At 29.6% G+C, this 25,815-nt stretch carries 21 protein-coding genes; 9 read left to right on the forward strand and 12 right to left on the reverse strand.

The window, feature by feature from the left end; all coding sequences use genetic code 11:
- The first annotated feature begins 47 nt into the window (after positions 1-47).
- Complete coding sequence (gene lpxK, locus Q0958_RS12975) at positions 48-1,082, forward strand: tetraacyldisaccharide 4'-kinase (RefSeq protein WP_299123741.1); 1,035 nt, start codon at positions 48-50, stop codon at positions 1,080-1,082.
- Positions 1,083-1,102: 20 nt separating this feature from the next.
- Here the strand turns inward: lpxK and Q0958_RS12980 are convergent, their stop codons facing one another.
- From Q0958_RS12980 to Q0958_RS12990, 3 genes are read right to left on the reverse strand one after another with little or no spacing between them, the layout of a single operon-like run.
- The gene (locus tag Q0958_RS12980) at positions 1,103-2,164 is read right to left on the reverse strand and encodes a mannose-1-phosphate guanylyltransferase (RefSeq protein ID WP_299123743.1); all 1,062 of its coding nucleotides are present in this window, start codon (positions 2,162-2,164) and stop codon (positions 1,103-1,105) included.
- Positions 2,165-2,172: 8 nt separating this feature from the next.
- The gene (locus tag Q0958_RS12985) at positions 2,173-2,766 is read right to left on the reverse strand and encodes a SprT-like domain-containing protein (protein WP_299123745.1); all 594 of its coding nucleotides are present in this window, start codon (positions 2,764-2,766) and stop codon (positions 2,173-2,175) included.
- 15 nt (positions 2,767-2,781) lie between these two features.
- A complete protein-coding gene (locus tag Q0958_RS12990; RefSeq protein ID WP_299123747.1) occupies positions 2,782-3,462 on the reverse strand; it encodes an SDR family oxidoreductase in 681 nt (226 codons plus the stop codon).
- Between the two features lie 75 nt (positions 3,463-3,537).
- On the opposite strand from Q0958_RS12990, the gene Q0958_RS12995 reads away from it, so the two are divergent.
- Positions 3,538-4,821 (forward strand): amidohydrolase family protein, encoded by a 1,284-nt coding sequence (locus tag Q0958_RS12995; RefSeq protein WP_299123749.1) that lies wholly within the window; start codon positions 3,538-3,540, stop codon positions 4,819-4,821.
- A 70-nt stretch (positions 4,822-4,891) separates the two neighbouring features.
- Positions 4,892-5,905 carry a hypothetical protein gene (locus Q0958_RS13000; RefSeq protein ID WP_299123751.1) on the forward strand — a complete coding sequence of 338 codons (1,014 nt, stop codon included), beginning with the start codon at positions 4,892-4,894 and terminating at the stop codon, positions 5,903-5,905.
- Here Q0958_RS13000 and Q0958_RS13005 read toward each other — a convergent pair.
- Both Q0958_RS13005 and Q0958_RS13010 read right to left on the reverse strand, forming a co-directional pair.
- Complete coding sequence (locus Q0958_RS13005) at positions 5,902-7,401, reverse strand: hypothetical protein (RefSeq protein WP_299123753.1); 1,500 nt, start codon at positions 7,399-7,401, stop codon at positions 5,902-5,904. The genes Q0958_RS13000 and Q0958_RS13005 overlap by 4 nt on opposite strands.
- A 47-nt stretch (positions 7,402-7,448) precedes the next feature.
- Complete coding sequence (locus Q0958_RS13010) at positions 7,449-8,501, reverse strand: glutaminyl-peptide cyclotransferase (protein WP_299123755.1); 1,053 nt, start codon at positions 8,499-8,501, stop codon at positions 7,449-7,451.
- Between the two features lie 185 nt (positions 8,502-8,686).
- Here Q0958_RS13010 and Q0958_RS13015 point away from each other — a divergent pair, with 185 nt between their 5' ends.
- From Q0958_RS13015 to Q0958_RS13025, 3 genes are all read left to right on the forward strand, one after another.
- Positions 8,687-8,938, forward strand: coding sequence for a type B 50S ribosomal protein L31 (locus tag Q0958_RS13015; RefSeq protein WP_150900646.1), 252 nt, complete (start codon positions 8,687-8,689; stop codon positions 8,936-8,938).
- A gap of 92 nt (positions 8,939-9,030) precedes the next feature.
- Positions 9,031-10,542, forward strand: a complete 1,512-nt coding sequence (locus tag Q0958_RS13020; protein ID WP_299123757.1) for an FMN-binding glutamate synthase family protein — start codon at positions 9,031-9,033, stop codon at positions 10,540-10,542.
- A 25-nt stretch (positions 10,543-10,567) separates the two neighbouring features.
- Positions 10,568-11,665, forward strand: coding sequence for a methyltransferase (locus Q0958_RS13025; protein ID WP_299123759.1), 1,098 nt, complete (start codon positions 10,568-10,570; stop codon positions 11,663-11,665).
- Positions 11,666-11,704: 39 nt separating this feature from the next.
- On the opposite strand, the gene Q0958_RS13030 is transcribed toward Q0958_RS13025, so the two are convergent.
- A complete protein-coding gene (locus tag Q0958_RS13030) occupies positions 11,705-12,874 on the reverse strand; it encodes a histidine decarboxylase (protein ID WP_299123762.1) in 1,170 nt (389 codons plus the stop codon).
- A gap of 300 nt (positions 12,875-13,174) precedes the next feature.
- On the opposite strand from Q0958_RS13030, the gene ctlX reads away from it, so the two are divergent.
- Positions 13,175-14,098, forward strand: coding sequence for a citrulline utilization hydrolase CtlX (gene ctlX / locus Q0958_RS13035; protein ID WP_299123765.1), 924 nt, complete (start codon positions 13,175-13,177; stop codon positions 14,096-14,098).
- Positions 14,099-14,172: 74 nt separating this feature from the next.
- Positions 14,173-15,036: an OmpA family protein gene (locus Q0958_RS13040; protein WP_299123767.1), complete on the forward strand. Its 864-nt coding sequence runs from the start codon at positions 14,173-14,175 to the stop codon at positions 15,034-15,036.
- A gap of 85 nt (positions 15,037-15,121) precedes the next feature.
- Here the strand turns inward: Q0958_RS13040 and Q0958_RS13045 are convergent, their stop codons facing one another.
- A complete protein-coding gene (locus Q0958_RS13045) occupies positions 15,122-15,571 on the reverse strand; it encodes a hypothetical protein (RefSeq protein WP_299123769.1) in 450 nt (149 codons plus the stop codon).
- 323 nt (positions 15,572-15,894) lie between these two features.
- On the opposite strand from Q0958_RS13045, the gene Q0958_RS13050 reads away from it, so the two are divergent.
- A complete protein-coding gene (locus Q0958_RS13050; protein ID WP_299123771.1) occupies positions 15,895-18,957 on the forward strand; it encodes a hypothetical protein in 3,063 nt (1,020 codons plus the stop codon).
- Between the two features lie 18 nt (positions 18,958-18,975).
- On the opposite strand, the gene Q0958_RS13055 is transcribed toward Q0958_RS13050, so the two are convergent.
- From Q0958_RS13055 to Q0958_RS13075, 5 genes are all read right to left on the reverse strand, one after another.
- Positions 18,976-20,229, reverse strand: coding sequence for an MFS transporter (locus Q0958_RS13055; RefSeq protein ID WP_299123773.1), 1,254 nt, complete (start codon positions 20,227-20,229; stop codon positions 18,976-18,978).
- Between the two features lie 4 nt (positions 20,230-20,233).
- Positions 20,234-23,131 (reverse strand): FAD-binding and (Fe-S)-binding domain-containing protein, encoded by a 2,898-nt coding sequence (locus Q0958_RS13060; RefSeq protein ID WP_299123775.1) that lies wholly within the window; start codon positions 23,129-23,131, stop codon positions 20,234-20,236.
- A 26-nt stretch (positions 23,132-23,157) separates the two neighbouring features.
- On the reverse strand, positions 23,158-23,796 hold the full coding sequence (locus Q0958_RS13065; RefSeq protein WP_299123777.1) for a diphthine--ammonia ligase: 639 nt from the start codon (positions 23,794-23,796) through the stop codon (positions 23,158-23,160).
- 3 nt (positions 23,797-23,799) lie between these two features.
- A complete protein-coding gene (locus tag Q0958_RS13070; protein ID WP_235275777.1) occupies positions 23,800-24,258 on the reverse strand; it encodes an Lrp/AsnC ligand binding domain-containing protein in 459 nt (152 codons plus the stop codon).
- A gap of 114 nt (positions 24,259-24,372) precedes the next feature.
- Positions 24,373-25,803 (reverse strand): VOC family protein, encoded by a 1,431-nt coding sequence (locus Q0958_RS13075; protein ID WP_299123781.1) that lies wholly within the window; start codon positions 25,801-25,803, stop codon positions 24,373-24,375.
- Positions 25,804-25,815 lie beyond the last annotated feature (12 nt).

Genomic DNA, 25,815 nt, shown 5'->3' on the forward strand with positions numbered 1-25,815 from the left:
ATAAAATATCTTGAATCAAAGTTAAGATTTTTATTACTTTTGATACAATGAAGTTACTTCGATTTTTATTATTTCCGTTTGCAATTTTATACGATATAATTACCTCAATACGTAATTGGTTTTTTGATATTGGAATTTTAAAATCTACCTCATTTAACATACCTGTTATAGCAGTAGGGAACTTAAGTGTTGGAGGAACTGGGAAATCTCCTCAGATTGAATATTTAATAAGGTTGTTAAAAAACGATTTTAAGATAGCTACTTTAAGTAGAGGTTATAAAAGAAAAACTAAAGGCTTTCAAATTTTAAAAACTAATCATACAGCAGTTGATGTTGGTGATGAACCATTACAGTTTTTTAAAAAGTTTGGAAAAGAAATTATTGTAGCTGTAGACGCAGATAGAACCAACGGAATTCAACAATTACTAAAAAAAGATACTCCGCCAGAAATAGTTTTACTGGATGATGCTTACCAACATAGAAAAGTAAAGGCAAGTACTTATGTGTTATTAACCAAGTATAGTGATTTATTTGTTGATGACTTTATATTGCCAACAGGAAATTTGAGAGAAAGTAGGAGAGGTAGTAAAAGAGCACAAGCAATTGTAGTAACAAAATGTCCTGAAAATTTGTCAAAAGAAGAACAAAATAAAATTAAACAAAGAATTAAGTTAAGAGAGAATCAACAACTGTTTTTTACAAGTATTTCTTATGATGAAGAATTAAAAGGGAAAGGAATAGAACTTACAATTTCTGATTTAAAAAGTAAAGAAGTTTTGTTAGTAACTGGGATAGCAAATCCTGCTTCTTTATTAAGTTATCTTTCAGCAGAAGGAATAAAATATAAACATTTGAAATATCCAGATCATTATGAATTTACAGAGAATGATATTTTAAAAATAGAAAAAGAGTTTAAAGGAGCAAACTCTAATGATAAAATTCTTTTAACTACAGAAAAGGATTATATGCGATTAGAAAATAAGCTAGAAGACGTATCTTATATTTCAATAAAAAGTGAATTTATACCAAGAAATGAAGAGTTTAATGAGTTTATTCTTAATGAAATAAAAACGAAGCTTTAATAGCTTCGTTTTTATTTTGCTTAAAGTTTGCTTTTAACTTCTGCGCTAATTTGTTTAATATCTTGTTCGTCTTTTCGGGGGCAAATTAAAATAACATCATCTTTTTCTACTATGATAAAATCGTTTAGTCCTTGAATAACCACTTTTTTACCATTTTGAGTTCTAACCATATTTCCATTAGCATCTCTAAAAATAGTTTTTGAGCCTACAATAGCATTTTGTTGTGAGTCTTTTCCTAGTTTGTTATAAAGAGATCCCCAAGTACCTAAATCATTCCATCCAAAATCAACAGGTAATACATGAACGTTTTTAGCTCTTTCCATTACACCAAAATCAATTGAAATGTTTTCACATTTCTCATAATTACTTTTAATGAAATCATCTTCAAAATCTGTGTTATATACATTGTTACCGTCATCTAAAGTAGTAACCATGTTAGGAAGGTGTTCTTTAAAAGCATTTAAAATACTTTTTGCAGACCAAACAAAAATTCCAGCGTTCCATAGATAATCACCACTAGCTAAAAATTCCTTAGCTTTTTCTAAATTTGGTTTCTCAGTAAAGTTTTTTACTTTTTTTATAGTGTTAGAACTCTCTTCAAAATTAATGTATCCATAACCAGTATTTGGAGAATCTGGTTGAATACCTAAAGTCATTAAAATGTCACTTTTTGCAGAAGCTTCAAATGATGTTTCAATATTATTTAAAAACTCAGTTTCGTTTTCAATCCAGTGATCAGAAGGAGCAACCAACATAAGAGCATCTGGATTTTGATTGTAAATTTTTAAAGCAGCATATAAAATACAAGGAGCTGTATTTCGCATTGCAGGTTCTAACAATAATTGTTTTTTAGAAGTTTTAGGAAGTTGTTCAAGTACTAAAGCTTCGTAACGTTCATTGGTTGCAATTAATATATTTTCTGAAGGGATTAATTGATTTATTCTATTGTAAGTACGTTGAATTAAAGATTCACCAGTACCTAACATATCATGAAATTGTTTAGGATACTCTTGTGTGCTTACTGGCCAAAATCGTGAGCCAATACCGCCAGCCATGACTACTGCGTAATAATTGTTATTCATGTTTAAAGCTATTTTTTTATAATTAGTACTTCTGCATTCTGATTAAATAAATATACTCGTTTGTTTGTTAAATTTAAGCATTCATATCGAGTTCTCCGCTTATTTCCTCTTTTATATAATGTATTTTTAAATTGAAAGATACTATCGAAAGGTATTTCAAAAATAAAACTCTTACCAGTTTCGGCTCTTCCTCCTCGTAAAGCTAATGATAATTGAGGGTCAGTATCAGTACTTGCTTTTGGATTTTTAAAGTAATTAGCTAAAAAAGGAAGCATTTCTTTAGGGTAAATCTCAGGTTGTAAAAAAGGAAGCATTAAATGTTGAAAAATCATCTTCCATTCTTTACCATGAGCTTGAACTCTGCCAAATTTTTTATGAACAACATGATGCGCAATTTCATGAACTAAGGTTAACAAAAACTGATATTTGTTTAGGTTGTTGTTTACAGTTATTTGAGTTTGTCCATTAGGGAAAGTCCTAAAATCACCATGCTTAGTTTGTCGTTGATTAACAATCTTGAGATTAATTTTATGTTCGTTAATTAGATAGATAACTAACGGAACTGCTTTTTCTGGAATATATTTTATAAGGGTGTTATGCAAAGATAAATGTCTTTTTTATGGAGTAGAACTAGAAACTTGTAATACTTTACCGTTATAAAATTTATTACCGGTTAAAGAAAAATCAAAGATATAATTAGCCATTTCTTTTGCAGATAATGGAGCTATATATCCAGGAAAAGCCTCTTCTAACATTTCTGTTTGAACTGCTCCTAAGGCTAAGACATTAAAAGCAATTTGTTCTTCTTTATATTCTTCAGCTAATAATTCAGATAAAGTTATTACAGCACCTTTTGCGGAACTGTATGCGGCAAGTCCAGGGAACTTCATACTTCCTTGAATTCCTCCCATAGAACTTACGGTAACCACATGGCTTCCTTTCTCCATAAACGGAAGAACATTTTTTGTTAATTCAGCAACAGCAAAAACATTTACTTTGTATACTTCTTCAAAATCGGAAGTAGTTAACTCGCTAAAAGGTTTATTGATTAATTTACCTGCATTATTGATTAAGATATCTACTTTTTTCCAGTTAGACTTTACAAAATCTATAGCCTTTTTTATGTCGTCAGACTTTGATAAATCAACAGAAAGGGTAGTTATGTTTTGGTGGTTTATAGTATCTAATGGGGTAGTGTTTCTTGATAGGGCTAATACTTTATGTCCTTTGTTAGCAAATTGTTGAGCTAGTTCAAAGCCAATTCCTCTACTAGTTCCAGTAATTATAATATGTTTCATTCAGTAAATAGAAAAATTAAAAGGCAAGCTACATAAAAAAACGTTACATTTATTGTCGAATCTTAATATTTTATCATGAAAAAAATCAGTTTATTCATTTTACTAATTTGTATTGTAGCATCTGTGAAAGCACAAAATACATACATTTTATGTGGAAAAATTATTGATACAGAAAAAGGAATTATAAAAGAAAAGCAAACTTTGGTTGTAAACGGAAATAAAATAATAGATGTTTTTGACGGATATATTTTACCACGTGATAAAACTTCAAAGACAATTGATTTAAAAGATAAAGTTGTACTTCCGGGATTAATAGATATGCATGTACATATAGAAAGTGAGCACAGCCCAAAAACAAGATTGAATAGATATATTAAAAATGAAGCAGATATTGCCTTTAATTCAGTTGGTTTTGCTAAAACAACATTATTAAAAGGTTTTACTACTGTTCGCGATTTGGGAGGAACTGGAGTAAATATAGCTATAAGAAAAGCAATTAATGCCGGTAAAATACCAGGGCCAAGAGTATTTACAGCAGGGAAAGCGTTAGCAACTACAGGAGGGCATGCAGATCCTACCAATGGAAGTAGTAGGAGATTAATTGGAAATCCAGGGCCAAAAGAAGGAGTGGTAAATAGTGTTGAGGATGCAAAAAAAGCAGTGCGTCAACGTTATAAAAATGGTGCCGATTGTATTAAGATTACAGCTACAGGAGGGGTTCTTAGTGTAGCTAAAAGTGGTGATAATCCACAATTTACAGTAGAAGAAATAAAAGCTATCTGTGATATGGCAAAAGATTACGGAATGCATGTAGCTGCCCATGCACATGGAGATGAAGGAATGCAAAGAGCAATTATAGGAGGAGTTAAAACTATTGAGCACGGTACTTATATGAGTGATAAAACTATGGAGTTAATGAAAAAACATAATGCTTATTTAGTTCCTACTATCACAGCAGGTAAAGAAGTAGAGGAAAAAGCTAAGGTAAAAGATTTCTACCCAGCAATAGTTGTGCCTAAAGCATTAGCAGTAGGACCACAAATACAAGGAACTTTTGCAAAAGCTTATAAGAAAGGAGTAGGTATTGCTTTTGGTACCGATGCAGGTGTTTTTAAGCATGGAAATAATGCAAAAGAGTTTGGTTACATGGTAGAGGCAGGAATGCCAGCAATGGAAGCTATTCAGTCAGCAACAATTACTAATGCCAAAATTTTAAAAATGGAGAATGAAATAGGGCAATTAAAAAAAGGTTTTTTGGCTGATATCGTTGCTGTAAATGAAGACCCTACAAAGAATATTAATACAATGGAGAATGTTGTTTTTGTTATGAAAAATGGAAAAGTATACAAGAAAAAATAATTAAAATAAAGAGTAACAAAAGACATGAATAAGCTACTAATAAGTAAAAATTAACTTAAAAGAGCTAGGCATGTTTACTAAACTTAATATTCAGAATAATTTAATAATTTTTGGAATACCTTTATTGATGATTTTATCACTAATAGCTGTGATAAAATCATCTTTTTTTATGCCAAGAATTTCACCTTTTGTTATTGTTGACTTTTTAATTACAATACCTCTAGTTTATTTCTTTTTAATAAGGAAGAAAGAAATATCAAATAAAACAACTATTACTGTTGCTTTTTTAGGGTTGGCTATAGTAAGTATAATTTTACCCAAAGAAAATCAAGAGATAATTGGGAAAATAAGAATGATTTTATTGCCCTTAGTAGAGGTTTTTTTAATAGTGTTTGTCATTGTGAAAGCAAGGAAGGTTATAAAAAAAGTAAAAAACACTAATAATAACTCTCTTGATTTTTTCGATTCAATGCAGTTGGCATGTAATGAGATTTTACCTTATGGTTTAGGAAATATTTTTGCCGCTGAAATTTCAGTAGTGTACTATAGTTTGTTTAATTGGAGAAAAAAACAACTTCAAGAAAATGAATATAGTTATCATAAAAATAGTACAGCTGTAAGTGTCATATTAGGTTTTTTATTGGTAGTGGTGGTTGAAATGTTTGTAACTCACGCTATGATGGAACAAGGAAATGTAAAAGGTTCTTTTGTATTAGGAGTTTTAAGTGTATATACAGCATTACAAGTAATAGCAGTTTTACGTTCTTTAGCTAAAAGACCTATTTATATTGATACAGAAAAAGAACAGTTAGTACTAAGATTTGGTATTATTGCCAATGCAGTTATTCCTTTTAATCAGATAAAAGAAATAGAGATGAGTACTAAAGATATTCCAGAAAGAAGTTCAATCAAATACTTTTCACCTTTAGGAAATTCTGGAGGGCATAATGTAGTAATACATTTTAAAGAAAAAATTAAGTTTAATAGTTTTTATGGTATTCCTAAAAGAGCAGTTTCTTTAGCTTTGTTTGTAGATGAGCAAAATGATTTTAAACAAAAAATAGGACAACATATTACTTTTTAAAAAGTAATATGTTGGTAAGCTCCTATATCAGGATTTGTAGCTCTGTTAACTCCTAAAATATCTTCAGAAATAGAAGAGGCTTTTGCTTTGTTAATAGCATCACTTTTTTCGCCAATAATAAAATCATTCATGGAAGTATTTCTAAAGAAAGGATTTCCATTTAAAATATTATTTTGATAATGACTAGTGTCGTTAAAATTTAACTCATTATTGTTGGTGAAAGAATTATTGAAATCATTAAAATCAATCATTGAATTTTCAAAATTATAATTGAAAGTAGTTCCATTTATTCTGTCTAGTATTAGTTCAATATTATTATTACCACTAATAATACAATTCGTAAAATTAGCAGCTGCTAAGTCTCTAGTTAATGTAACTTCGTTGTTGCTACTATCGTTAATTGTAATGTGATTGTTAATTAATACAGTAGGTAACTGGCGTAAGCTATTTTTCCAATAATTAGCAAAAGTAGAATGTGTAAAGTTATAAGTTCCACCAAATGTACAAGCTAAAGATGATTGTCCAGAAGAACCAATTACAAGGTTTTCACCAAGTATGTTGGTCTCTCTACCTAAAATACCATAATTAGAATTGTTATAAATCTCAGAGTTTTTAATAGATAAAGTAGGAGAGGTGTTTGAACCAATACTGTCTACAAGTATACCAACAACACCATTTTTGATTAAAGCATGATTGATTTCATTTTCTTTACTACCTGCTCGCATCCATATGGTTCCCCACTGTCCTGGAATATTACTAAAAGCATGTTCTAGTCTATCTCCTTCAAAAGAAACTTTTTTGTTTAGAGTACCATTAACTTTTAAACTTCCTTTTTTATCAATAATTAACCCAGAGTTTTTATGGAAGTGAATTTTAGCTCCAGCGTCAATTGTAAGTGTTTTATCAGCAGGAACTGCAGCATAACCATAAATAACATAAGGTTTTTCATCAGTAAAAGTCAATTCTGAATCTTTTAGAAAACGACCTTGTATTTTTGAATCTTTCCCATCAATAGTTAGGGTTTCTATTCCCATGCTATTTTTAGAAGGGAATATAAAGTTTGCATCCTGAACTAGAGTAACTAAATCAACATCTTGTTGATTACTTCCATTATCAAATAATATTTTATCAGTATATAAAGGGTCAGAAACTGTACTAAAATTTATAGTAGTTTCTACGAATATATAGATACTGTCATTTGCTAAAATATCAATATCACTAAAGTTTTTTCCTGCAGTTCCATCAACATTTAAACGATAATTAGAAGAAACGCCATTTTCTAGTTTAATTTCAGGAATGCTAATAGCTTTGTTACTTCTGTTATAAACTTTTAAATTATAGGTTGCAGAACCTATGTTGGTGAAAATTGTGTCAAGATAAACGGTGTCTTTAGAAAATTGAAGTTTACCAAAGTTAGGAACAGTTTCAAAATCTTTTCTACATGAACTAACTACAATTAAAATAATGATAGATAAAATTTGAAGGGTATATCTCATATGTAAAATGTGATCAGGATTTTTTCAAAAAACTAAAGGTAAAGATTTTATTTTTTAATTAACTCAATTTCAAATAATTTACCCCAATGTTTTCCTGTAACAAACAAACGATTATTTTCTTTGTCGTAAGCAATACCATTTAAAACATCATCATTATCTAATTTCTGTTCAGTTAGTATCTGTTCTCTTAAACCATTTAAGTTTATGACACCTTCTACAACACCAGTTTCTGGATTTATGATTGTAATTATAGATTTTATAGGTTTTTCAGTAATCCATCTATTAGCATAAATTTTTCCATTAACCCATTCTAATTCATTTAATTTATCAACTTTACCTTTGTTAGTATATGCTTGGATAAAACGTTTTTCTTCTTGATTTACAGGGTCTAAAAACCAAATTTTATTAGTTCCATCAGATTTAATTAGCTCTTTACTATTATTTGTTAACCCCCAACCTTGTGTGCTATTTTGGTATTTAAATTCCGCCTCTTGTTTAAAACTGTCAAAATTGTAGATAAATCCTTTAGCAGCTTGCCATGTTAACCAATAAATTTTATTATTGAAAATTGTCATTCCTTCTCCAAAATACTTTTTATTTAAATCTGTTTTTTGTAAAACTTTACCTGTTTTTATATCCGTTTTTCTTAAGGTTGACTTACCTCTACGTCCTGTAGTTTCATATAAAAAACCATCTTTGTATTCTAACCCTTGTGTATATGCAGTTTTATCGTGTGGATATGTGTTTATTAGTTTATAGCCATATCTAGTGTAAGTTTTATTAGCAAAAACCTCAATAGAACTACTTACTTTTTTAGATTTCCCAGGGTAAAAAGCCAATGCAGTTACAGCGTGCTTTCCAACACCAAAATCGTTAGTGTTAATGGCTACACTAGTTTCATTTTTATTAACACGTTTTTTATTAACGAATAAATGAACAGAATCGATTTTTGCTCCTTTGATTTGTTCAAATTTTATTGCTGCCTTTTTACCTAAAGTAGTTTTTTTAGAGGTATTTAGCTTAAATTTGTATCCAGTATCGCTACAAGAAGTCATTGTTATTACTGATAAAGCTAAAGCAAAGTATGTATAAATACGCATATTTTATAGTTTGATTTCTAATTTATTCGTTTTCACTACAAATTAAAACAATTTATTTGTTTGAAAATTAAAAAATATGGTTAAATTTGCAGCCTCAAACAGCTAAAAATATTTTTTAGTGTAAAACCTTACCAATTTTACAGTGTTTGATAAATAATTAAAACAATATTTAAAAGTCATTTAAGATGCAAAAAGGAATACATCCAGAAAATTATAGAATGGTAGCTTTTAAAGATATGTCGAATGGAGATGTATTTTTAACTCGTTCAACAGCTAACACTAAAGAAACTTTAGAAGTTGACGGAGTTGAGTATCCATTAATCAAATTAGAAATTTCAAGAACTTCTCACCCTTTCTATACAGGTAAGTCTAAGTTAGTTGATACTGCAGGACGTATTGACAAGTTCAAAAACAAATACGCGAAATTCAAAAAATAATTTCAAGTATATAAGATATACAAGAGCTCTAACAACTGTTAGAGCTTTTTTTATGTCAAAATTCTTGTATTTTAGCTACAAAACTAACAAAAATGAGAGATACTATTTTAACTGTGGTTATAGTAGTAAATGTATTATGTGGGGTATTGGTATACTTTATGCCCGATATGGGAAATTACATATTACTTACTATAGCTTCGGCAATTACCCTGCTAGCTATATATGATGCTTTTATTCAAAAAAAACACTCTTTAATGAGAGCATTTCCTGTAGTAGCACGTTTGCGTTGGGTGTTTGAAGAAGAACGTGAAAAAATTCAACAATATTTCATAGAAGATGATTTGAATGGAACACCTATTAATCGTGAAAAGAGAAGTATTGTATATCAACGAGCAAAAAAAGAAATCGAAACAGTACCGTTTGGAACACAACACAATGTATATGAGAAAGGGTATGAGTTTGTAAAGCACTCATTATTTCCAAAAAACCATCATCATGTTAAAGGAGATAGAGTAGTTATTGGTTCTAATAAGTGTACTCAAAAATATAGTGCTTCGATTATAAATATTTCAGCAATGTCCTTTGGTTCTCTGAGTAAAAATGCAATTATGGCATTAAATCAAGGGGCTAAAATGGGAAACTTTGCTCATAACACTGGTGAAGGAGGAATTTCTCCGTATCATTTACAGGGTGGAGATTTAATTTTTCAAGTTGGAACAGGGTACTTTGGAGCAGGAAAGAGTGTAGATGGAAAACGTGTTTTTGATGATGAGGTTTTTAAAAAGAATGCTGTTAGACCAGAGGTAAAAATGATTGAGATTAAATTTTCTCAAGGTGCAAAACCAGGTCATGGAGGAATTTTGCCAGCCAAAAAGAATACTGAAGAAATAGCAAAGATTCGTTCCGTTGAACCATTTACTCGTGTAGATTCTCCACCAAATCATGATGCATTTTCTAATTTTGAAGAAATGATTACGTTTATTCAAAGAGTAAGAGACTTAGCTGAAGGAAAACCAGTTGGTATTAAGTTTTGTGTAGGAGATAATCAGGAAATTGAAGAAATGATTAAAGCATTTGCTGAAGCTAACAATTATCCTGATTTTATTGCAGTTGATGGAGGAGAAGGAGGAACAGGATCAGCGCCTTTAGAGTTTTCTAATTATGTTGGTACCCCCTTATTGGAAGGATTAGCGTATGTGAATCAAATGCTGAAAAAATATAAGTTAAAAGAAGAGATAAAAATTATTGCTAGTGGTAAAGCAATTGATGCTTTTGATATTGTAAAGTACAAGAGTTTAGGAGCTGATGTTATTGGTATGGCTCGTAGTTTTATGCTAAGTTTAGGGTGTATACAAGCTAGAGAATGTAATTTAGATACTTGCCCTGTAGGTGTGGCAACACAAGATGAAGATTTAGTAGGGGCGTTGGTTGTAGGGGATAAAAATATTAGAGTTAAAAATTATCATTCAAAAACAATAGATGCAGTAAAAGAAGTAGTAGCCGCTATGGGGAAAGAAACAATTGTGGAAGTAGAAGCAAAACATATTTTTAGAAGAAATAAAGCAGGAGATATTACTTCGTTAGATAAAATATATTTTTCTTAAAAAGGATAATTAAAAAAGAAATTTATTGGAGTCAATAGTAGAGATTAATTCAGTAAAGTATGAATTAATACGTTACCCAAAAACATTTGATAAATCGTTAAGAGCTTGGAGTAATGCTGAGCTTTTAGTGTTAGATTATATTACTGAAAAAGAATATGAAAGTGTTCATTTATTTAATGATCGATTTGGGATTTGGAATTGTGTGTTGAGTGATAAAAATCTAACGACGGTTTGGACTTATGCTAGTCAACAAAAAGCAATCGAACAGAATTTAAAGCTTAATAAATTATCTAAAAAGGGAACTTATAAAATACCTTTAGATTCTTTAGAAAAAGTTGATTTAGCAATTGTAAAAGTCCCAAAATCTATAGAGTTGTTTGAGTTGTTCTTACAACAAATTCACAAAGCTTCAAAAGAAAATGTTGAGGTGGTATGTGGATTTATGACCAAGTATTTTTCTGCTTCTATTTTAAAAATAGCAGAGAAATATTTTGATTCTATTGAGCAAACTAAAGCATGGAAAAAAGCTCGATTGTTGATTTTAAAGAATCCTAAAAGAAACATTGAGTACAAAGAATTGATTAATGAAATTGATTGGCGAGAAGATGTGTTAAAACAATATTATGGAGTGTTTTCTTCAAAAAGTATTGATATTGGAACACAGTTTTTTTTAGAGAATTTAAATTTAAAAGTTAATGAATCAAAGGTGTTAGATGTTGCTTCAGGTAATGGAATTATAGCTTATGAAGTGGCTAAACAAAATCCTGATGTTGAAGTAACATTAATGGACGATTTTAACTTGGCAATAGAATCATCAAAGCTAAATTTAAAAGGTAAAAAAGCACATTTTATTTGTTCTGATACATTAAATGCTTTAGAAACGGAATCGTTTGATTTAGTGGCGTCTAACCCTCCTTTTCATTTTGAGTATGAAAATAATATAGAAGTAGCTTTAAATCTTTTTAGAGGAGTACATAGTTGTTTAAAAAACAATGGAAGGTTTGTGTTAGTAGCAAATTCACATTTAAATTATAGTACCCATTTAAGTAAGCTTTTTGAAAAGGTAACTATCTTGAAACAAAATAAGAAGTTTGATATTATAGAATGTATAAAAAAACGCTAAGAATTTTCCTTAGCGTTTTTGGTTTTATAATTATGCTATTTAGCTTAAAGAAAAGTCGTAAGAAAACTCATCTTCAATTATAGGTTCTTTACAGTTTTTAATGTCGTAAATAAATTCATCTATTTGCGCTTTCGTCACATTAGGCATACATATAACATGAGAAATATCTCCTTCAGTAGCTAGTTGCCATTTATCTTTCACTCTTTTTGATGTTTTAGGAAGTACAACTGTTATGGCGTTTGGATTTCTCCAGGCATTGATACCAATCTTTTTCAGTTCATTTTCGCAGTATTTTGCAACTTCCAAACTATGTTGATAACGTTCTTGCAATCCTTTTACACCAAGCTTTTTTAAAGCGTACCATAGAAATAAGGGAGAGTGTCCGTTTCGTGATCCAGTAATAGTTGTATCTGATGAACCAATATAAGAAATACCTTTAGCTATTCGGTCCCTATTAGACCTTTTTGCTAATAATACTCCAGTTGGAATTGGAGAACCAATAAATTTATGACCACTTATAGAAATACTATCAGCACCATCAATAAAATCAAAAGGTAATCGAGGTTGCATAAACGGTCCGAAAGATCCAGCTAATGCTGCATCACAATGTATGTAGTTGTCTTGAATAGCTAAATTGCCTAATATATTTTTAATTCTAGAAACATCATCTTTAGCTTCTTTCATTGTAGTTCCAAAAGTAGCTAAAACAATAACTGGTTTATGACGATTCATACGAACAGTATTTTCAAAATCTTCATAATCAATTTCTCCATTTTCTTGTGATTTAATCACGATACTTGGTATGTTTAATAAATGAATGTTTTTACGAACACTATAGTGAGTAGATTCAGAATAATAAACAATGGCTTTAGGAAATAACTCACGAGCAAGATATAAGCCATATAAATTACTTTCAGAACCACCATTGGTAACATATCCCCAAAAATCTTTTGGATTTGCTCTAAATAATTTGGCAAAGAAAGCAATTACTTCACGTTCCATTTCATGTGTTTGTACACGATAAGTTCCCTGTTCAAAAGGATCACCAAGATTATTAATAGGGTATTTGAAAAACTTATTTAATTCAGAATAATCAAAATCTTTAGATACAGGGTATCCTAAAAAGGTGTCGCGAGCAGTAGTTAATTCGTTATGTAAATTATCTAGTTTTTGTTGACTTTCTATAGGTAGTTTGTTGTTGTTTGTCATAATCTGAAAAATTTAGCGGGCAAAAGTAATATGTATAATAATATGAGTCAGTTTTAATTTTAATAAATAGATTATTTTTCTGTTTATTTAATTTTGTTAGATTTTTTATCTGTTTTGAATATCTAGGTTAAAGCTGTATAATTCTTTTTTCACTTAAAAAAATAATGAAGGGGATGATTTGCGAAGAATTCTAACATGAATTTTTTAAAAAACCTTAAATTAACTAGCTCTTTTGTGTCTATCTTTGACAGAAATTAAGTAAAAAAGTTAGGGGTTGAGTATCCATAAAATTTCATAAGAATGAAGCAAACAACTAATACTATTTTAATGGTTCGTCCAGCAAGTTTTAGAATGAACGAGCAAACAGCTGTTAACAATTATTATCAACAAGAGTTAGCGGGAATGCTACCAGCATCTATTAATGCAAAAGCAGAAGCAGAGTTTGATGCTTTTGTAGATAAATTAAGAGAAAAAGGAATAAAAGTAATTGTAGTTCAGGATACTAAAGAACCCGATACGCCAGATGCTTTGTTTCCTAATAATTGGATTTCTTTTCATGAAAATGGGGATGTTGCTATTTATCCTATGTTTGCTAAGAACCGTCGTTTAGAAAAACGAGAAGATGTTTTAGATATACTGGAAGAAAACGGATTTGAAATTAAAAACGTAATAGATTATTCGGAAGCGGAGGAAGAAGGAATATTTCTTGAAGGCACAGGTAGTATGATTTTAGATAGGCAAAATAGAAAAGCCTATTGTGCTTTATCTCCAAGAGCAGATGAAGAGTTGTTTATTGAATTTTGTGAAGATTTTGAATATACTCCAGTAGTTTTTATAGCCAATCAAACAGTTAAAGAAAGAAGAGAAGCTATTTATCATACCAATGTTATGATGTGTGTTGGGGAAACTTTTGCTATAATTTGCTTAGATGCAATTGATGATAAAAAAGAAAAGAAAAATGTGTTGAAGCATTTAAAGTTAGATGGTAAAGAGGTAATAGCTATATCAGAAGAACAAGTAACTCAATTTGCAGGAAATATGCTACAAGTTAGAGGTGAAAATGATAAGCGCTTTTTAATAATGAGTAGTTCAGCATATAAATCTTTAACAAAAGAGCAGTTACAGAAAATTGAAAAGCATAATGAGGTAATTCATTCATCGTTAGAAACTATAGAAACTTGTGGGGGAGGTAGCGCTCGTTGCATGATGGCAGAGGTTTTTTAATATTTAGTATTGGGTTTTATACTAAAGAAGTAAAAAGTAAGTTTATTAGGTAAATAACCTAATACAAATCAAAAATGAAAAATTTTTCCCTTTTTTTAATGGTTGCTGTAATGGCAACATCTTGTGTTTCTAAGAAGAAATATGTAGAGTTAGAAAATAAGTATAAAGACACCAGAGGAGCTCTTCAAAAAACAGCTTTTGAAAAAGAGCAACTAGAAGCAAAGTTCTCAAAAATAGAAAAGAGAATTGATAATTATAACAAGAAATTAAACTCGTTAAATAATTTAAATTCTGATTTACAAAAAGAGAATGATATAAAATTAGATATGGTTCAAGGGACTGTAATCTCTAATTCGATGAAAGAAAAGATGCGTAAAACATTAAAGAATGTTGATCCAACTGAATTAGCAAATGCTAAAACACTAAAGGATTCTATGAATGTTGCGGTGTCTTATAAATTGAAAAAATCAATAAGCAAAAATTCTTTAGAAAATTCTGAAGACGTAAATGTAAATATTGATAAAACCGTAGTAATGATCTCTATTTCAGATAAAATGTTATTCAGATCAGGAAGCTATAGAATAAGTAGTAAGGCTTATAAAGTACTTAAAAAATTATCTGAAATTATAAAATCTGAACCAAGCATGGATGTTATGATTGAAGGACATACAGATTCACAACAAATTCATAATGAAGTATTACAAGATAACTGGGATTTAAGTGTGAAAAGAGCAACATCTATTGTTCGTGTTTTAGAGAAAAAATATGGAATAGAATCGAGTAGGTTAATCGCTTCAGGTAGAGGATCATCATTACCATTAGTAGATAATAATACAAGAAAAAATAGAGCAAAAAACAGAAGAACAAAAATTATTATTTTACCTAATTTAGATAAGTTTTTTGGTTTGTTAGCTCAAGAAGAAACAATAAAGCCTTAAGGTAATAATTAGTATAAATATAAAAACTCGAAGTTAAATTTAGCTTCGAGTTTTTTATTAGGTGTTGTTTAATTATAAAAATAAATTAGGCAATAGTTACATCAACTTTATAATTCTTATAGTATTGCATTAGAATAAACGAACAAATTACAGAAGAAGCTATTCCTTCAATTGCTAAAGCAAAAACTACTAAACCTAAACTTAAATTTTGTCCCCAGAAAGAAGTTTTTTCTAGTATAATTAGTAAACTAGGGTCAATAAAATCTACATAAATAATTAAACCTATAATGGTAAGTGCTACTGCAACTGCAGATGTTGCTATACCTATAGAAAAATTATTAAAATATAAAGATTCTTTGTTTCTAAGAATGTTTGTTTTGATGGCTCTGTTTATTCCCCAGAGAACAAATCCAAAGTTTAAAACTCGTAGTTCAGAGACATTTTCTAAGCCTAAAATTTTCATTAAAAAGAAGAACACTACAATGCCTGCAAAAATTAACAAAGCATTGTTAATTATTATTTTAGTACTTGTCATAATAGTATATTTAAAATTTATAGAACGTTTAAATATACGTAATAAAGTACTGATAATCAATTTAAAAAGTTGTTTTGATGTTTTCTGAAGTTTAAAGGTGAGGTATTTGTCGAGGAATTAACGTCTAATAATAATTGTGTTTTTTAAGTTGGTGTAACTAAGAAAAAGTTGAGATAATAAAATAATCAAGTTATATTTTTATTACTTTAGTTCTATATTTTAGATCAAAAATTTTTTCCCTTTTTACTCTAAATTAAAAATACCTATTTATAGGTAGTTTTTATAGATTGATTGTTTTATAACTTTATAGAAAGTAAAAAGATATGCTTAGTTTTTTTGATAAAATTGTAAATAAAATTCCACTTAAAACTCACGGTTTAGTATTGTTTGGTTTAACAGCTATTATGGTTTTGTTGAATCATTATTTTCATAATGCAATGCTTCAAGAAGAAATGCATGTTCTGTATAGTAATGTGCAATTTGATACAGAAATCCCTTTGTTTGAAGAATATAAAAGTAGTATTCAAAATTGGAGTTATTATCTGTTTTTTTGTGTAGATTTTATTTGGGCTGCATTGTTGCTTTTAATGCTGTATAGGATTTTATGTAAAATTGTTACACCATATATTTTACAGCTAATTATAGCTCTTTTCATCTTGGCATATACAACTGATGTTATAGAGAATGTTTTGTATTTGTTATATGAAATTGAAAGTGTAATATATGTACAGAGAGTAAAAGTATTATTATATGCATTAAGCTTTGTTACTTTTTTGTTTAGTGTTATTATCGACTATAAAAAAATAATATGGAGATTTATTAAACACGCAAGAATTAGTTTAGTCTTTATTTTTATTGTTAGTATACTTATTGGTTTTGTAGATCAAGGAGGTGATATTATGATTAGACTTTTTGAAAGTCGATTTAATTTAGTTATCACGTTGTTGTTAGTGTATTTTGTTTCCATTCCTACAGCACATTATCCAATTTATTTTAAAGGTTCAAAGTATTCAGATACGAATCTTTATGAATATATAATGAGTAGTAAGTTTACCATTAAATCTTATATAGGGATTATTTATTTTGTTAAAAGAAAAGGCGTTTCTGTAGTTAAGAATGTAAATGATTCGGATGACAAAGAAGAATTTAAGATGCAGATCTTTAGAAGGTGCTTAGGAGTGTTGTTTTATGTAGCTTTTATTTATATGATATTAACTGCAGTAGATGAAGCTTATTCTTTACGACTTGCAATTTCGGTTACTTTTTTAATTGCAGCATTTTTATTCTGGTTTGTTTGGTATTTATCAAAACTAAAATTAAACACTGATAAATATTTTGATAAAGAAAGCGAAGAACAATCGGGAGTTGAAAGTGTAAAAAAGTTTACTAGAATCATAGGTCTTTTTCCTTATTTACTAATGTTAGATATTTTAATGTTGGTTATTGTTGCTTTTACCGCTTCAGCATGGAATAAGCAATTGGTTTTTCTTACAGTAGTTGTTACAGTTTTAGCAGCTTTAACTTATGTTTTGTTAACAGTGGGAAGGTCATATCTAAAATATATTTTTACCAATAAATGGACTGCTTTTTTGTTGGAAAGACCTCAAGAATATTTTGAAGAAAAAAGAGCGAAATATTATGGGGGCTATAAAGGCAACTTTATTAATTTTTTATCTATTTTTAGTAATAATTCATGGTATCTTTTTTTTATAGCTGTTTTTGGAATTATTTGTGTTTCAGGAATTTTGGTGTTAAATTTTAATTGGAAACTTATCCATAATTTTAATCCAATTCCACTTTTTTTAATGCTATATCTGTTTTTTTATGGAGCAATCATTATCTATATAAAACATTTCAAATACTATACACAAATGTATAGAAGAACTCTAGGAAATGGAGTTGGAGAGGAAAGGAGTGTAAGAAATGAAAATTTTGATAAAGAAGGAGGTAGGTTAAGATGGAGATTATGGATATATCATATTCCATTTGCGTTGTTAGTTTTAACTTTAATAGGTGGGTATACATCATATAAAGGAAATGATTTACATGAGTTGCAAACTATTAAGCAAGATTCTATTAAAGGCATTGGAATTAGCGCTTTTGTAAGTGATATAAAGGAAAAAAAAGAACATTATTTTGTGTCTTCTTATGGTGGAGGTTTGAAGTCTAATTTATGGACTATGCTTTTATTGAATAAATTAGATAGTACTAATAAAGAGTTCCTAAGTAATACAAGATGTTTATCAGGAGTGTCAGGAGGTTCAGTAGGGATAGCAAATTATACATATATAATAGCTTTTAATAAAAATAAAGAGAAAGCAATTAATCGATTAGCCAATTTTAATGGACTTTCACTTGATGTTTTATATTTAGCAACTGGTGATTTAATAAGAGAGTTTATACCTAAAAAGTTTAAAGGAAAAGATCGTTCTCATTTTGGAATGCGTCAACATGTTTTAGCTTTAGACGAATTTGAAGGGGATGCTGATGATTCTTTTACTTTTTATGATTTGTATGAAAAAGCTTATGGTAAAGGTTATTATCCACCTCTAATAATTAATACTATTAGTACAAGTAATAAGTATGGAAATGCACTTTCGTTAAAGGTTAATGAAGACCTCAAATTAGATAATAAAAATTATGAAGTGATATTTCCTGGAGCTATAAATATTCTTAATTCTGAAGAAGGAAGGGAGTTACCTTTTTATACAACTGTATCAACCAGTAATAGGTTTCCTTTTGTAAGTCCAGCAGCAAAAATTAAACAAAAAGGGTATTTTTTAGATGGAGGAGCATTTGAAAATTCAGGACTTTTAAGCGCTTATAGTTTCAAAGAATATTTAAAGAAAATTGAAGCGATAAAGGATTCAGCTACTGTAAAATTTGTGAATTTTATAAACGCCAAGTCAAATTATGTAAGACATTTTGCAAAGAAAAATAATATTAAAGTTGAACAGTTAAATTCTTCACCAGAGCTTGTTGCCGTTTTAAAAGTTGGAGTAGCTATAGAGCACACTCCTAATTATATTAGAGAGGTAATAAATAATAAGGAAGATATTACTAATATATATTTACCTCATTATTTTACTTTCAAAGATTTAGAAAATGTACTTGGAGGTAAGCTTAAAAGGAATAAAGAGGAATTGATAAACATAGTTGAGCAGATTAACAAGAGTAATGAGAGGATTAAAGAAGCGCTAAGAAAGCAAGGTTATAATATAGGTGAAAGAGGAATTGTACAACCAGCTACTGGTAGATTATTAAGCACTTCTTCTATCTTGTATCAAAAAGCGATGGTGAATCACCATATCGAAGTAAAAGAAAATATAGAAGAGATTAAGAAATTTAAAATGAAAGAAAATATAAAACGTGATTCCTTAAATTAAAAACAGCTTTTTGAACTGTTAATTTCTTTTATAAATTGTTTTTCTGAAAAATATACTAGCTAACAAGCCAATAGCAGGAATAATTGCGAAGTAACTGAATAAATTTTGGTATTCAATTATAGATGGATTTTTACCGAGCATGTAACCAATAAATAACGACATGAAAATATCTGGAGTAAAACCAACTACGGAAATAATTCCTACAAGAGTTCCAGTAAATTGAATAGGAGTTTTGGTTTCTTCTATTATAGCAAAGTATAAACCTCTAAGCGCATAGGTACTTAAAGCCATAAAAACAAAAAACGAAAAAGAAATAAATAAGGATTGTTCTTTAAATGTGCCTAAACCTAAAAAGGTTGAAATAATAATTAAAATAGTAAAACAAGGAAGTATTAGTTTAGAAGGTACAAACTTATCAGCTATCCATCCAATAGCTATAGCAGCTATAGGTCTTAAGTATTGAATAAAAACGGCAAAATAAGTTGCTTTTTCTAAAGAATATCCCCAAACATCTCTTGCATACGTACCATAAACACCGGTTAGTTTATAAGCACAATAAGCGCAAAAAATAATAAGAGAATGGTAGACAACTTTAGATTTGGTCATTAAAGACAAAGCCTCTTTAATGTTAAATTGAAATTCTTTAGAACTAGTTGCTTTTTGTTGATTTTTAGGTAAAGTTTTCCAAACAAAAAACGCTACTAAAAAAACAATAAGTGTAATGGTTCCAATTATATACTGAAGAGTAATTACTTTATTCTCAAAAGTTATTATTCCATTTTCGGGAAAGAAGAAACTTAAGATTCCAGCGCCAGATAAGGCTATCGTCGCAGCAAAAAAACCTCTACCACCATCTAGTAAACCAAAAGATAAACCTTGGTTGTTTTTGGTGCCCCATTGTCTTGTTGCTTTTATTAAAGCAGCCCAAAAAAGAAAAATAGTTGATATTCCCCAAAATGCATATAGTATTTTTAGAGTGAAAACTGATGGAGTCATAATCATTATAAAACCACCAAAAGCAGTTAAGATTAATGACAGAGATAATAATTTACGAGCTTCCCATTTATCAGCAACAAAACCACCAAAGAAATAAGAGATAACAGCAGTTATCCCATATAGAGCTTGAGCTTCTCCAATTTCTGCATCTGAAATAAGAAAGGCTTCTCTAATGATGGGTTTAAAAACACGCATTAAAATAAAGGGTAATAAAAAAATAGCTTCCCCTGCAATAATCAGGGAAAGCATAGAAGTAATTTTACTTTTGTTTTGCATTTGCCTAAGATAAGGCTTCTTTTAATATGGTAATAGGATGTTTTGCAATTCGTTTTGTTCCGTCGTAAATTTGATGACGACAACTAGTACCTGCAGCTACAATTTCTGTTTCAGAAGAACAATTTCTTACTTTAGGAAATAAAGTATCTTCTCCTACTTGCATACTAACTTTATAATGTTCTTTCTCATAACCAAAAGAACCAGCCATACCACAACAACCTGTATTCATAATGGTTACTTTATAGTTTTTTGGTATGTTTAAAATAGAAAAAGAGGCATGTGTACTTGATAATGCTTTTTGATGGCAATGACCATGAATTTTGAGCTCTTTTTCATCATTAGTAAAAATTGAAGTATCAATATTTCCTTTTTTCAATTCAGAAGCTAAAAATTCTTCAAAAGTAAATGTGTTTTTAGAAATACTTTTAGCAGCATCTTTATCATCGGCTAATCGAATATATTCATCTCTAAAAGTTAAAATAGCAGAAGGTTCAATACCAATTAAAGGAGTTTCTTCAGTAATTAATTCTTTGAAAGCAGTAATGTTTTTATTTGCAATACTTTTAGCTTCCTTTAAAAAACCTTTAGAGATATAGCTTCTACCGCTTTCCTCATGTTGAATGTATTTAATTTCGTAACCTAGTTTTTCTAAAACTAAAACTGCGTCTTTTCCTATTTCAGCATCATAATAGTTGGTAAATTCATCATTAAATAAGTATACTACTTTGTTTGATGTTTTTATTTGATGCTTATTTAACCAAGCTTCTAAAGGTTGTTTAGCCAATTTAGGCACTGAACGTTCTGTTGCAACTCCCATTACTTTTTTAGCTATAGTTGTATTTGTAAAAAAGTTTGTAATGGTTGGAAACTTACTACCTAGCTTATTATACTTAGCATTATTAGCAAATAGTTTACTACGGAAAGAATATCCATTAGTTTCTTGGTATTGATATAAAAACTCTGCTTTCATAGAAGCTATGTCAACATTACTAGGACATTCTGTTGCACAAGCCTTACAGCTTAAACAAAGATCTAAAACTTGTTTTAATTCTTTAGAATCGAATTTGTTTTTAGCGGTGTTGTTAGTTAAAACTTCACGTAGCGTATTGGCTCTAGCTCGTGTAGTTTCTTTTTCATTTCTAGTAGCTCTATAACTAGGGCATAAGGTTCCTCCAGCTTCAGGAGATTTTCTACAATCCCCAGAACCATTACATTTTTCAGCTAGCTTTAAAATTCCTTCACTGTCAGAAAAATCTTGAATAGTTTTAATTTCTGGCTCTTTTCTATCTACTTCATATCGTAAACTTTTATCCATAGGAAAGGCATCGGTAATCTTTCCTTTGTTGAATACATTATTTGGGTCAAAAGCTTTCTTAACTCTACGTAATAATTGATAGTTTTTATCACCAATCATTAGCGGTATAAATTCAGCACGAACAATTCCATCTCCATGTTCACCACTAAACGATCCTTTATACTTTTTTACTAGTTCGGCAGTTTCAGTAGTTATTTTTCTAAATAAAACTACATCTTCCTGTTTCTTTAAATTTAAAATAGGGCGTAAGTGTAATTCACCAGCACCAGCATGAGCGTAATAAACAGCATCCTGCTCATATTTATCCATAATTTGAGTAAACTCCTCAATGTATTCTGGTAAATCTTCTAAGGCAACTGCTGTATCTTCAATACAGGCAACTGCTTTCATATCTCCTACAATATTTCCTAGTAATCCTAAACCGGCCTTACGTAGATAATGAACTTTCGCTATATCGTCTCCATATACTTTAGGATAGTGATAACCAAAATTACCAGCTTTTAAATCTTCAATAAGTTTATCGGCTAGTATTTCTGCTTCTTCAATAGTATTAGCTGAAATTTCTAACATTAAAACAGCTTCAGGATCACCTAGTAAGAAAAAACGATTTTTTGCTTGCTCTCTATTGTTTTTGGTACAGTCTAAAATTACTTTATCCATCAATTCACAAGCGTACAATTTGTGATTCATGGCAGTAACTGTTGCTTTTAAACTCTCATTTACACTTGTAAAATGTGGACATACCATAATACTTTTAGTAGGTGGGAGGTCGTCCAATTGAATTGTTATAGCTGTAGAGAAAACTAATGTCCCTTCACTTCCTGATAAGAATTTAGCAGGGTTTAAAGTAGGTTCATTTCCTCCAAATAAATCAGAAGTTAAAAATTCGTCAACAGCATATCCTGTATTTCTTCGGTGAATACTTTCCTTTGGAAATTCTTTTTTTATTTCTTGTTGATTCTCCTTAGAAATTAATTCGTTGTATATAGCCTTATAAATGCTTCCTTCTAATGATTTTTCAAAACGTTTTTGTTTGAATTCATCGGAAGTTATTTCAGAAAAAGTAACTTCACTACCGTCGCTTAATAAACCTTCAATTGCTATTACTTTATCGCGAGTAACACCATATCTAATTGAAGTACTTCCAGAAGAATTGTTTCCAACCATACCACCAATCATACATCGGTTTGAAGTTGAGGTGTTTGGTCCAAAAAATAATCCAAAAGGTTTTAGAAAACGATTTAAATCGTCTCTAATTATACCAGGTTCAACAGTAATGGTTTTATTCTGTTCATCAAAAGCCAATACATTGGTAAAGTATTTTGAAACATCAACTACAATTCCATCACCAACACATTGTCCAGCTAGAGATGTACCTGCTGTACGTGGTATTAATGTGATATTGCTTTTAGTAGCAAAATCAATTAATTGTTGTATATCTTTTTTGCTTTTAGGGTATGCAACCCCTAATGGAATTTTACGATACACTGATGCATCTGTAGCATATATGTTTTTATGTAAATCGTCGAAAAATAACTCTCCTTCTAGTTTTTTTTCTAAATTTTGTAGCTGTGTATTCTGTATCATGGTTAAACACCTTATGATGTTGTTATTTATTTGTGTAAATAACTATAATGTTCATTTTCAGTAACCGTATATGAACCTATATTTATTTGACTTTTGAAAAAAGGAGCATTGATTACCATTGTATGGTATTCTCCGTTTTCACCACAAATATCAATATTTAATTTCTTTAATTCTTCAATAATTGTTGAATCTATTACTTTTCCTATCCATTTTTGATTAAAAAAAGGTTTTTTGACCAAAGAAAAAATAACTTCGAATTTATGATCTAATAAGGTAGAAAGTAATTCAGTTCTATTTTTTTTCCATAGTGGGTTGTAAACTTTCATTTCTGATTTTTGACTGCACTTTTCAATCCAATTATCATGGTTTTCAATTTCATCAATGTCGCCAGTAATTAAAGTCTCTATATGATATTTAGTTTTTAATAAACTTATAGCGTCTTCATAGCTATCTTGCATTGGAGGTTTTACAGTAAGTATTATATGCGGAATTCCAACCGATGTTACTTGTTGTTTAATCAGAGATAAATTATGAGCTTTAAAATCAGGATTCTCTGGAGCAAAAGTTACTAAATGAGTAATAGAATATTCTTCTTGTTGAGCTTTAAAAAAGGCTAAAGCGCAATCTTTTCCACCGGTCCATAAAACAGCTGCGTTTTTTTTCATAAACTATTCAATTGGAATATTTCTTTTAAAACAAGTGTCAAAACAAATAAAAGTATCGGTACCTGCAACTCCGTTTATTAAATGAACTTTGTCATATAATATTTTTTGCAGGTGTTCATTGTCTTTAGCATATATTAAAATAAAAATCGCATAATTACCAGAGACGAAATTACATTCTACAATTTCATCAATTTTTTCTAACTCTTTCATTACATCTTTAGCAAAACGCGCTTCACGTAAACGAATTCCAGTATAGGATTTAGTTTTATATCCTAGTTTCTTTTCGTCTAGAATAAATTCAGCATTTTGAATAACGCCTTCAGAAGTTAACTTCTTTATACGTTGATGAATTAAAGAGTTAGAAACATTGAGTTCTTCAGCTATTTGAGAATATGCTTTACGCGCATCTTTTCGTAGCTTTAGAAGTATTTGTTGGTCTATATAATCAAATTGATTTTTCAAAAGAATAACTTTATTGTGTTTTGATAAAACAAACTTAGTTTAAGTTGTAAAATAGACAATCTCTTTTATGAAAAAAAATATAGTTGAAAATATAGAAATGATATTAAATCTTATTTAAGCGTTTATTTGTGCTAAACATTTCTGAATAGTTTCATCTTGCATGTCTTCATACCACTTCATTAACTTGTATACCGGTTCACCTAAATCGTTTTCAAATAATGATTGATTTGATGTTCCTTCGTATTCACGTTTTGCATCATCAGTACCTAAGTTTGAAGCAAAAATTCCAGCAGCACTTACAGGTAAAAAGTCTTCGTAAACCATAGGTTCAATGGTTAAATAACCATCTTTTAGTAATTGATTCACGTCTGCTTTTGTATATGTTTTGCCTTCAGATATATCTTTTACTTTATCAGTGGTGAAATAATGGAAGTAGGCTAATTCTTTAGCTTGTAATTCTTTATAAGTGTCAGGAAAAACTTTAAAGTTTTCTAATAATAGTTGGTTGTATTCATTAGCATTTTCTGCAGTTGGAGAACCACCAATAGCTTTACGTGTTTTACCTAATAACTCATTATATAAATCTAATCCTTTTTGAGTAACAGCTACACCACGTTGTTCAATTTCACCAAAACGAGCTTTGTGCTCTCCCATTTTTTCATTTCCAACATTCCCTTTAAAAGTTACTTTTTCAGTTAATGCTTTGAAACTTGTTTGACGTAATAAAATTGGACATTTTCTAGCAGGTGGTCCTTCAATATTGTCTTTTGGAGGGATATTACGAGCTTCCATGCTTGTTTGTACTTTGTCGATATCTAATGATCTAGGTGTTAAGTGGTTGATGTGAGGTCCTTTAAACGCAACTACATCAGCAATTAACCTGTGTTGATTTAATAATGCTTCGTACATTTCATAATCTACCGTAGCAGTATCATGCCATCTAAAAGTTTCTAATGCTTCTTGAACAAAAGTTTCAGCATCTTCTTCATTTAATCCACCTTCTTTTTCAGATTTGTCAATTAATTCTAATGCCTTTTCTGTAAAAATTTGACGTTTTTCTAAAATAGTCTCCACATTCTTACGAAGTTGCTCGTCATCAATTAAATCTAAACGTAATAAAGATGTAAAAACTCTAAAAGGTGCTTGATTAAGAGCTGTATTTTCAATAGCTCTAAAGGCTGTTGAGTGAACAGGAACACCAGCTGGAGCTAAATCATAGTACCCAACAGGAAACATTCCCATAACTTTAAATAAACGTCTCATGGTAAATAACTCATATGGTTTTCCTAAACGGATGGCACCATGACGTTCCATGTTTAAGCGAGTTATTTCTCCTGTATTTGCCAATTGTTCTTCAATATCTTTAGATTCAGAAAGAACATTGTCATTAATATCATGAACCAAATCAAGTAATTCACCGTAAAGAGGTACTTCGTTTTTATACATATCAGACATGATCGTAGAGAAGCGATTACGAATGTATTCTGGCGAGACAAATGTCTTAGTAGTAGTATTAGAATTTTCTAATATGTTTTTTGATGACATAATTTATTAAAT

Origin of the sequence: uncultured Tenacibaculum sp. (assembly GCF_947499065.1) — a bacterium.
Taxonomy (GTDB): domain Bacteria; phylum Bacteroidota; class Bacteroidia; order Flavobacteriales; family Flavobacteriaceae; genus Polaribacter.

Bases quoted from the DNA above. Each gene is read 5' to 3' on its own strand.
- lpxK (WP_299123741.1), top strand. From the start codon at position 48: ATGAAGTTACTTCGATTTTTATTATTTCCGTTTGCAATTTTATACGAT.
- Q0958_RS12980 (WP_299123743.1), bottom strand. From the start codon at position 2,164: ATGAATAACAATTATTACGCAGTAGTCATGGCTGGCGGTATTGGCTCA.
- Q0958_RS12990 (WP_299123747.1), bottom strand. From the start codon at position 3,462: ATGAAACATATTATAATTACTGGAACTAGTAGAGGAATTGGCTTTGAA.
- Q0958_RS12995 (WP_299123749.1), top strand. From the start codon at position 3,538: ATGAAAAAAATCAGTTTATTCATTTTACTAATTTGTATTGTAGCATCT.
- Q0958_RS13000 (WP_299123751.1), top strand. From the start codon at position 4,892: ATGTTTACTAAACTTAATATTCAGAATAATTTAATAATTTTTGGAATA.
- Q0958_RS13005 (WP_299123753.1), bottom strand. From the start codon at position 7,401: ATGAGATATACCCTTCAAATTTTATCTATCATTATTTTAATTGTAGTT.
- Q0958_RS13010 (WP_299123755.1), bottom strand. From the start codon at position 8,501: ATGCGTATTTATACATACTTTGCTTTAGCTTTATCAGTAATAACAATG.
- Q0958_RS13015 (WP_150900646.1), top strand. From the start codon at position 8,687: ATGCAAAAAGGAATACATCCAGAAAATTATAGAATGGTAGCTTTTAAA.
- Q0958_RS13020 (WP_299123757.1), top strand. From the start codon at position 9,031: ATGAGAGATACTATTTTAACTGTGGTTATAGTAGTAAATGTATTATGT.
- Q0958_RS13030 (WP_299123762.1), bottom strand. From the start codon at position 12,874: ATGACAAACAACAACAAACTACCTATAGAAAGTCAACAAAAACTAGAT.
- ctlX (WP_299123765.1), top strand. From the start codon at position 13,175: ATGAAGCAAACAACTAATACTATTTTAATGGTTCGTCCAGCAAGTTTT.
- Q0958_RS13040 (WP_299123767.1), top strand. From the start codon at position 14,173: ATGAAAAATTTTTCCCTTTTTTTAATGGTTGCTGTAATGGCAACATCT.
- Q0958_RS13045 (WP_299123769.1), bottom strand. From the start codon at position 15,571: ATGACAAGTACTAAAATAATAATTAACAATGCTTTGTTAATTTTTGCA.
- Q0958_RS13050 (WP_299123771.1), top strand. From the start codon at position 15,895: ATGCTTAGTTTTTTTGATAAAATTGTAAATAAAATTCCACTTAAAACT.
- Q0958_RS13055 (WP_299123773.1), bottom strand. From the start codon at position 20,229: ATGCAAAACAAAAGTAAAATTACTTCTATGCTTTCCCTGATTATTGCA.
- Q0958_RS13060 (WP_299123775.1), bottom strand. From the start codon at position 23,131: ATGATACAGAATACACAGCTACAAAATTTAGAAAAAAAACTAGAAGGA.
- Q0958_RS13065 (WP_299123777.1), bottom strand. From the start codon at position 23,796: ATGAAAAAAAACGCAGCTGTTTTATGGACCGGTGGAAAAGATTGCGCT.
- Q0958_RS13075 (WP_299123781.1), bottom strand. From the start codon at position 25,803: ATGTCATCAAAAAACATATTAGAAAATTCTAATACTACTACTAAGACA.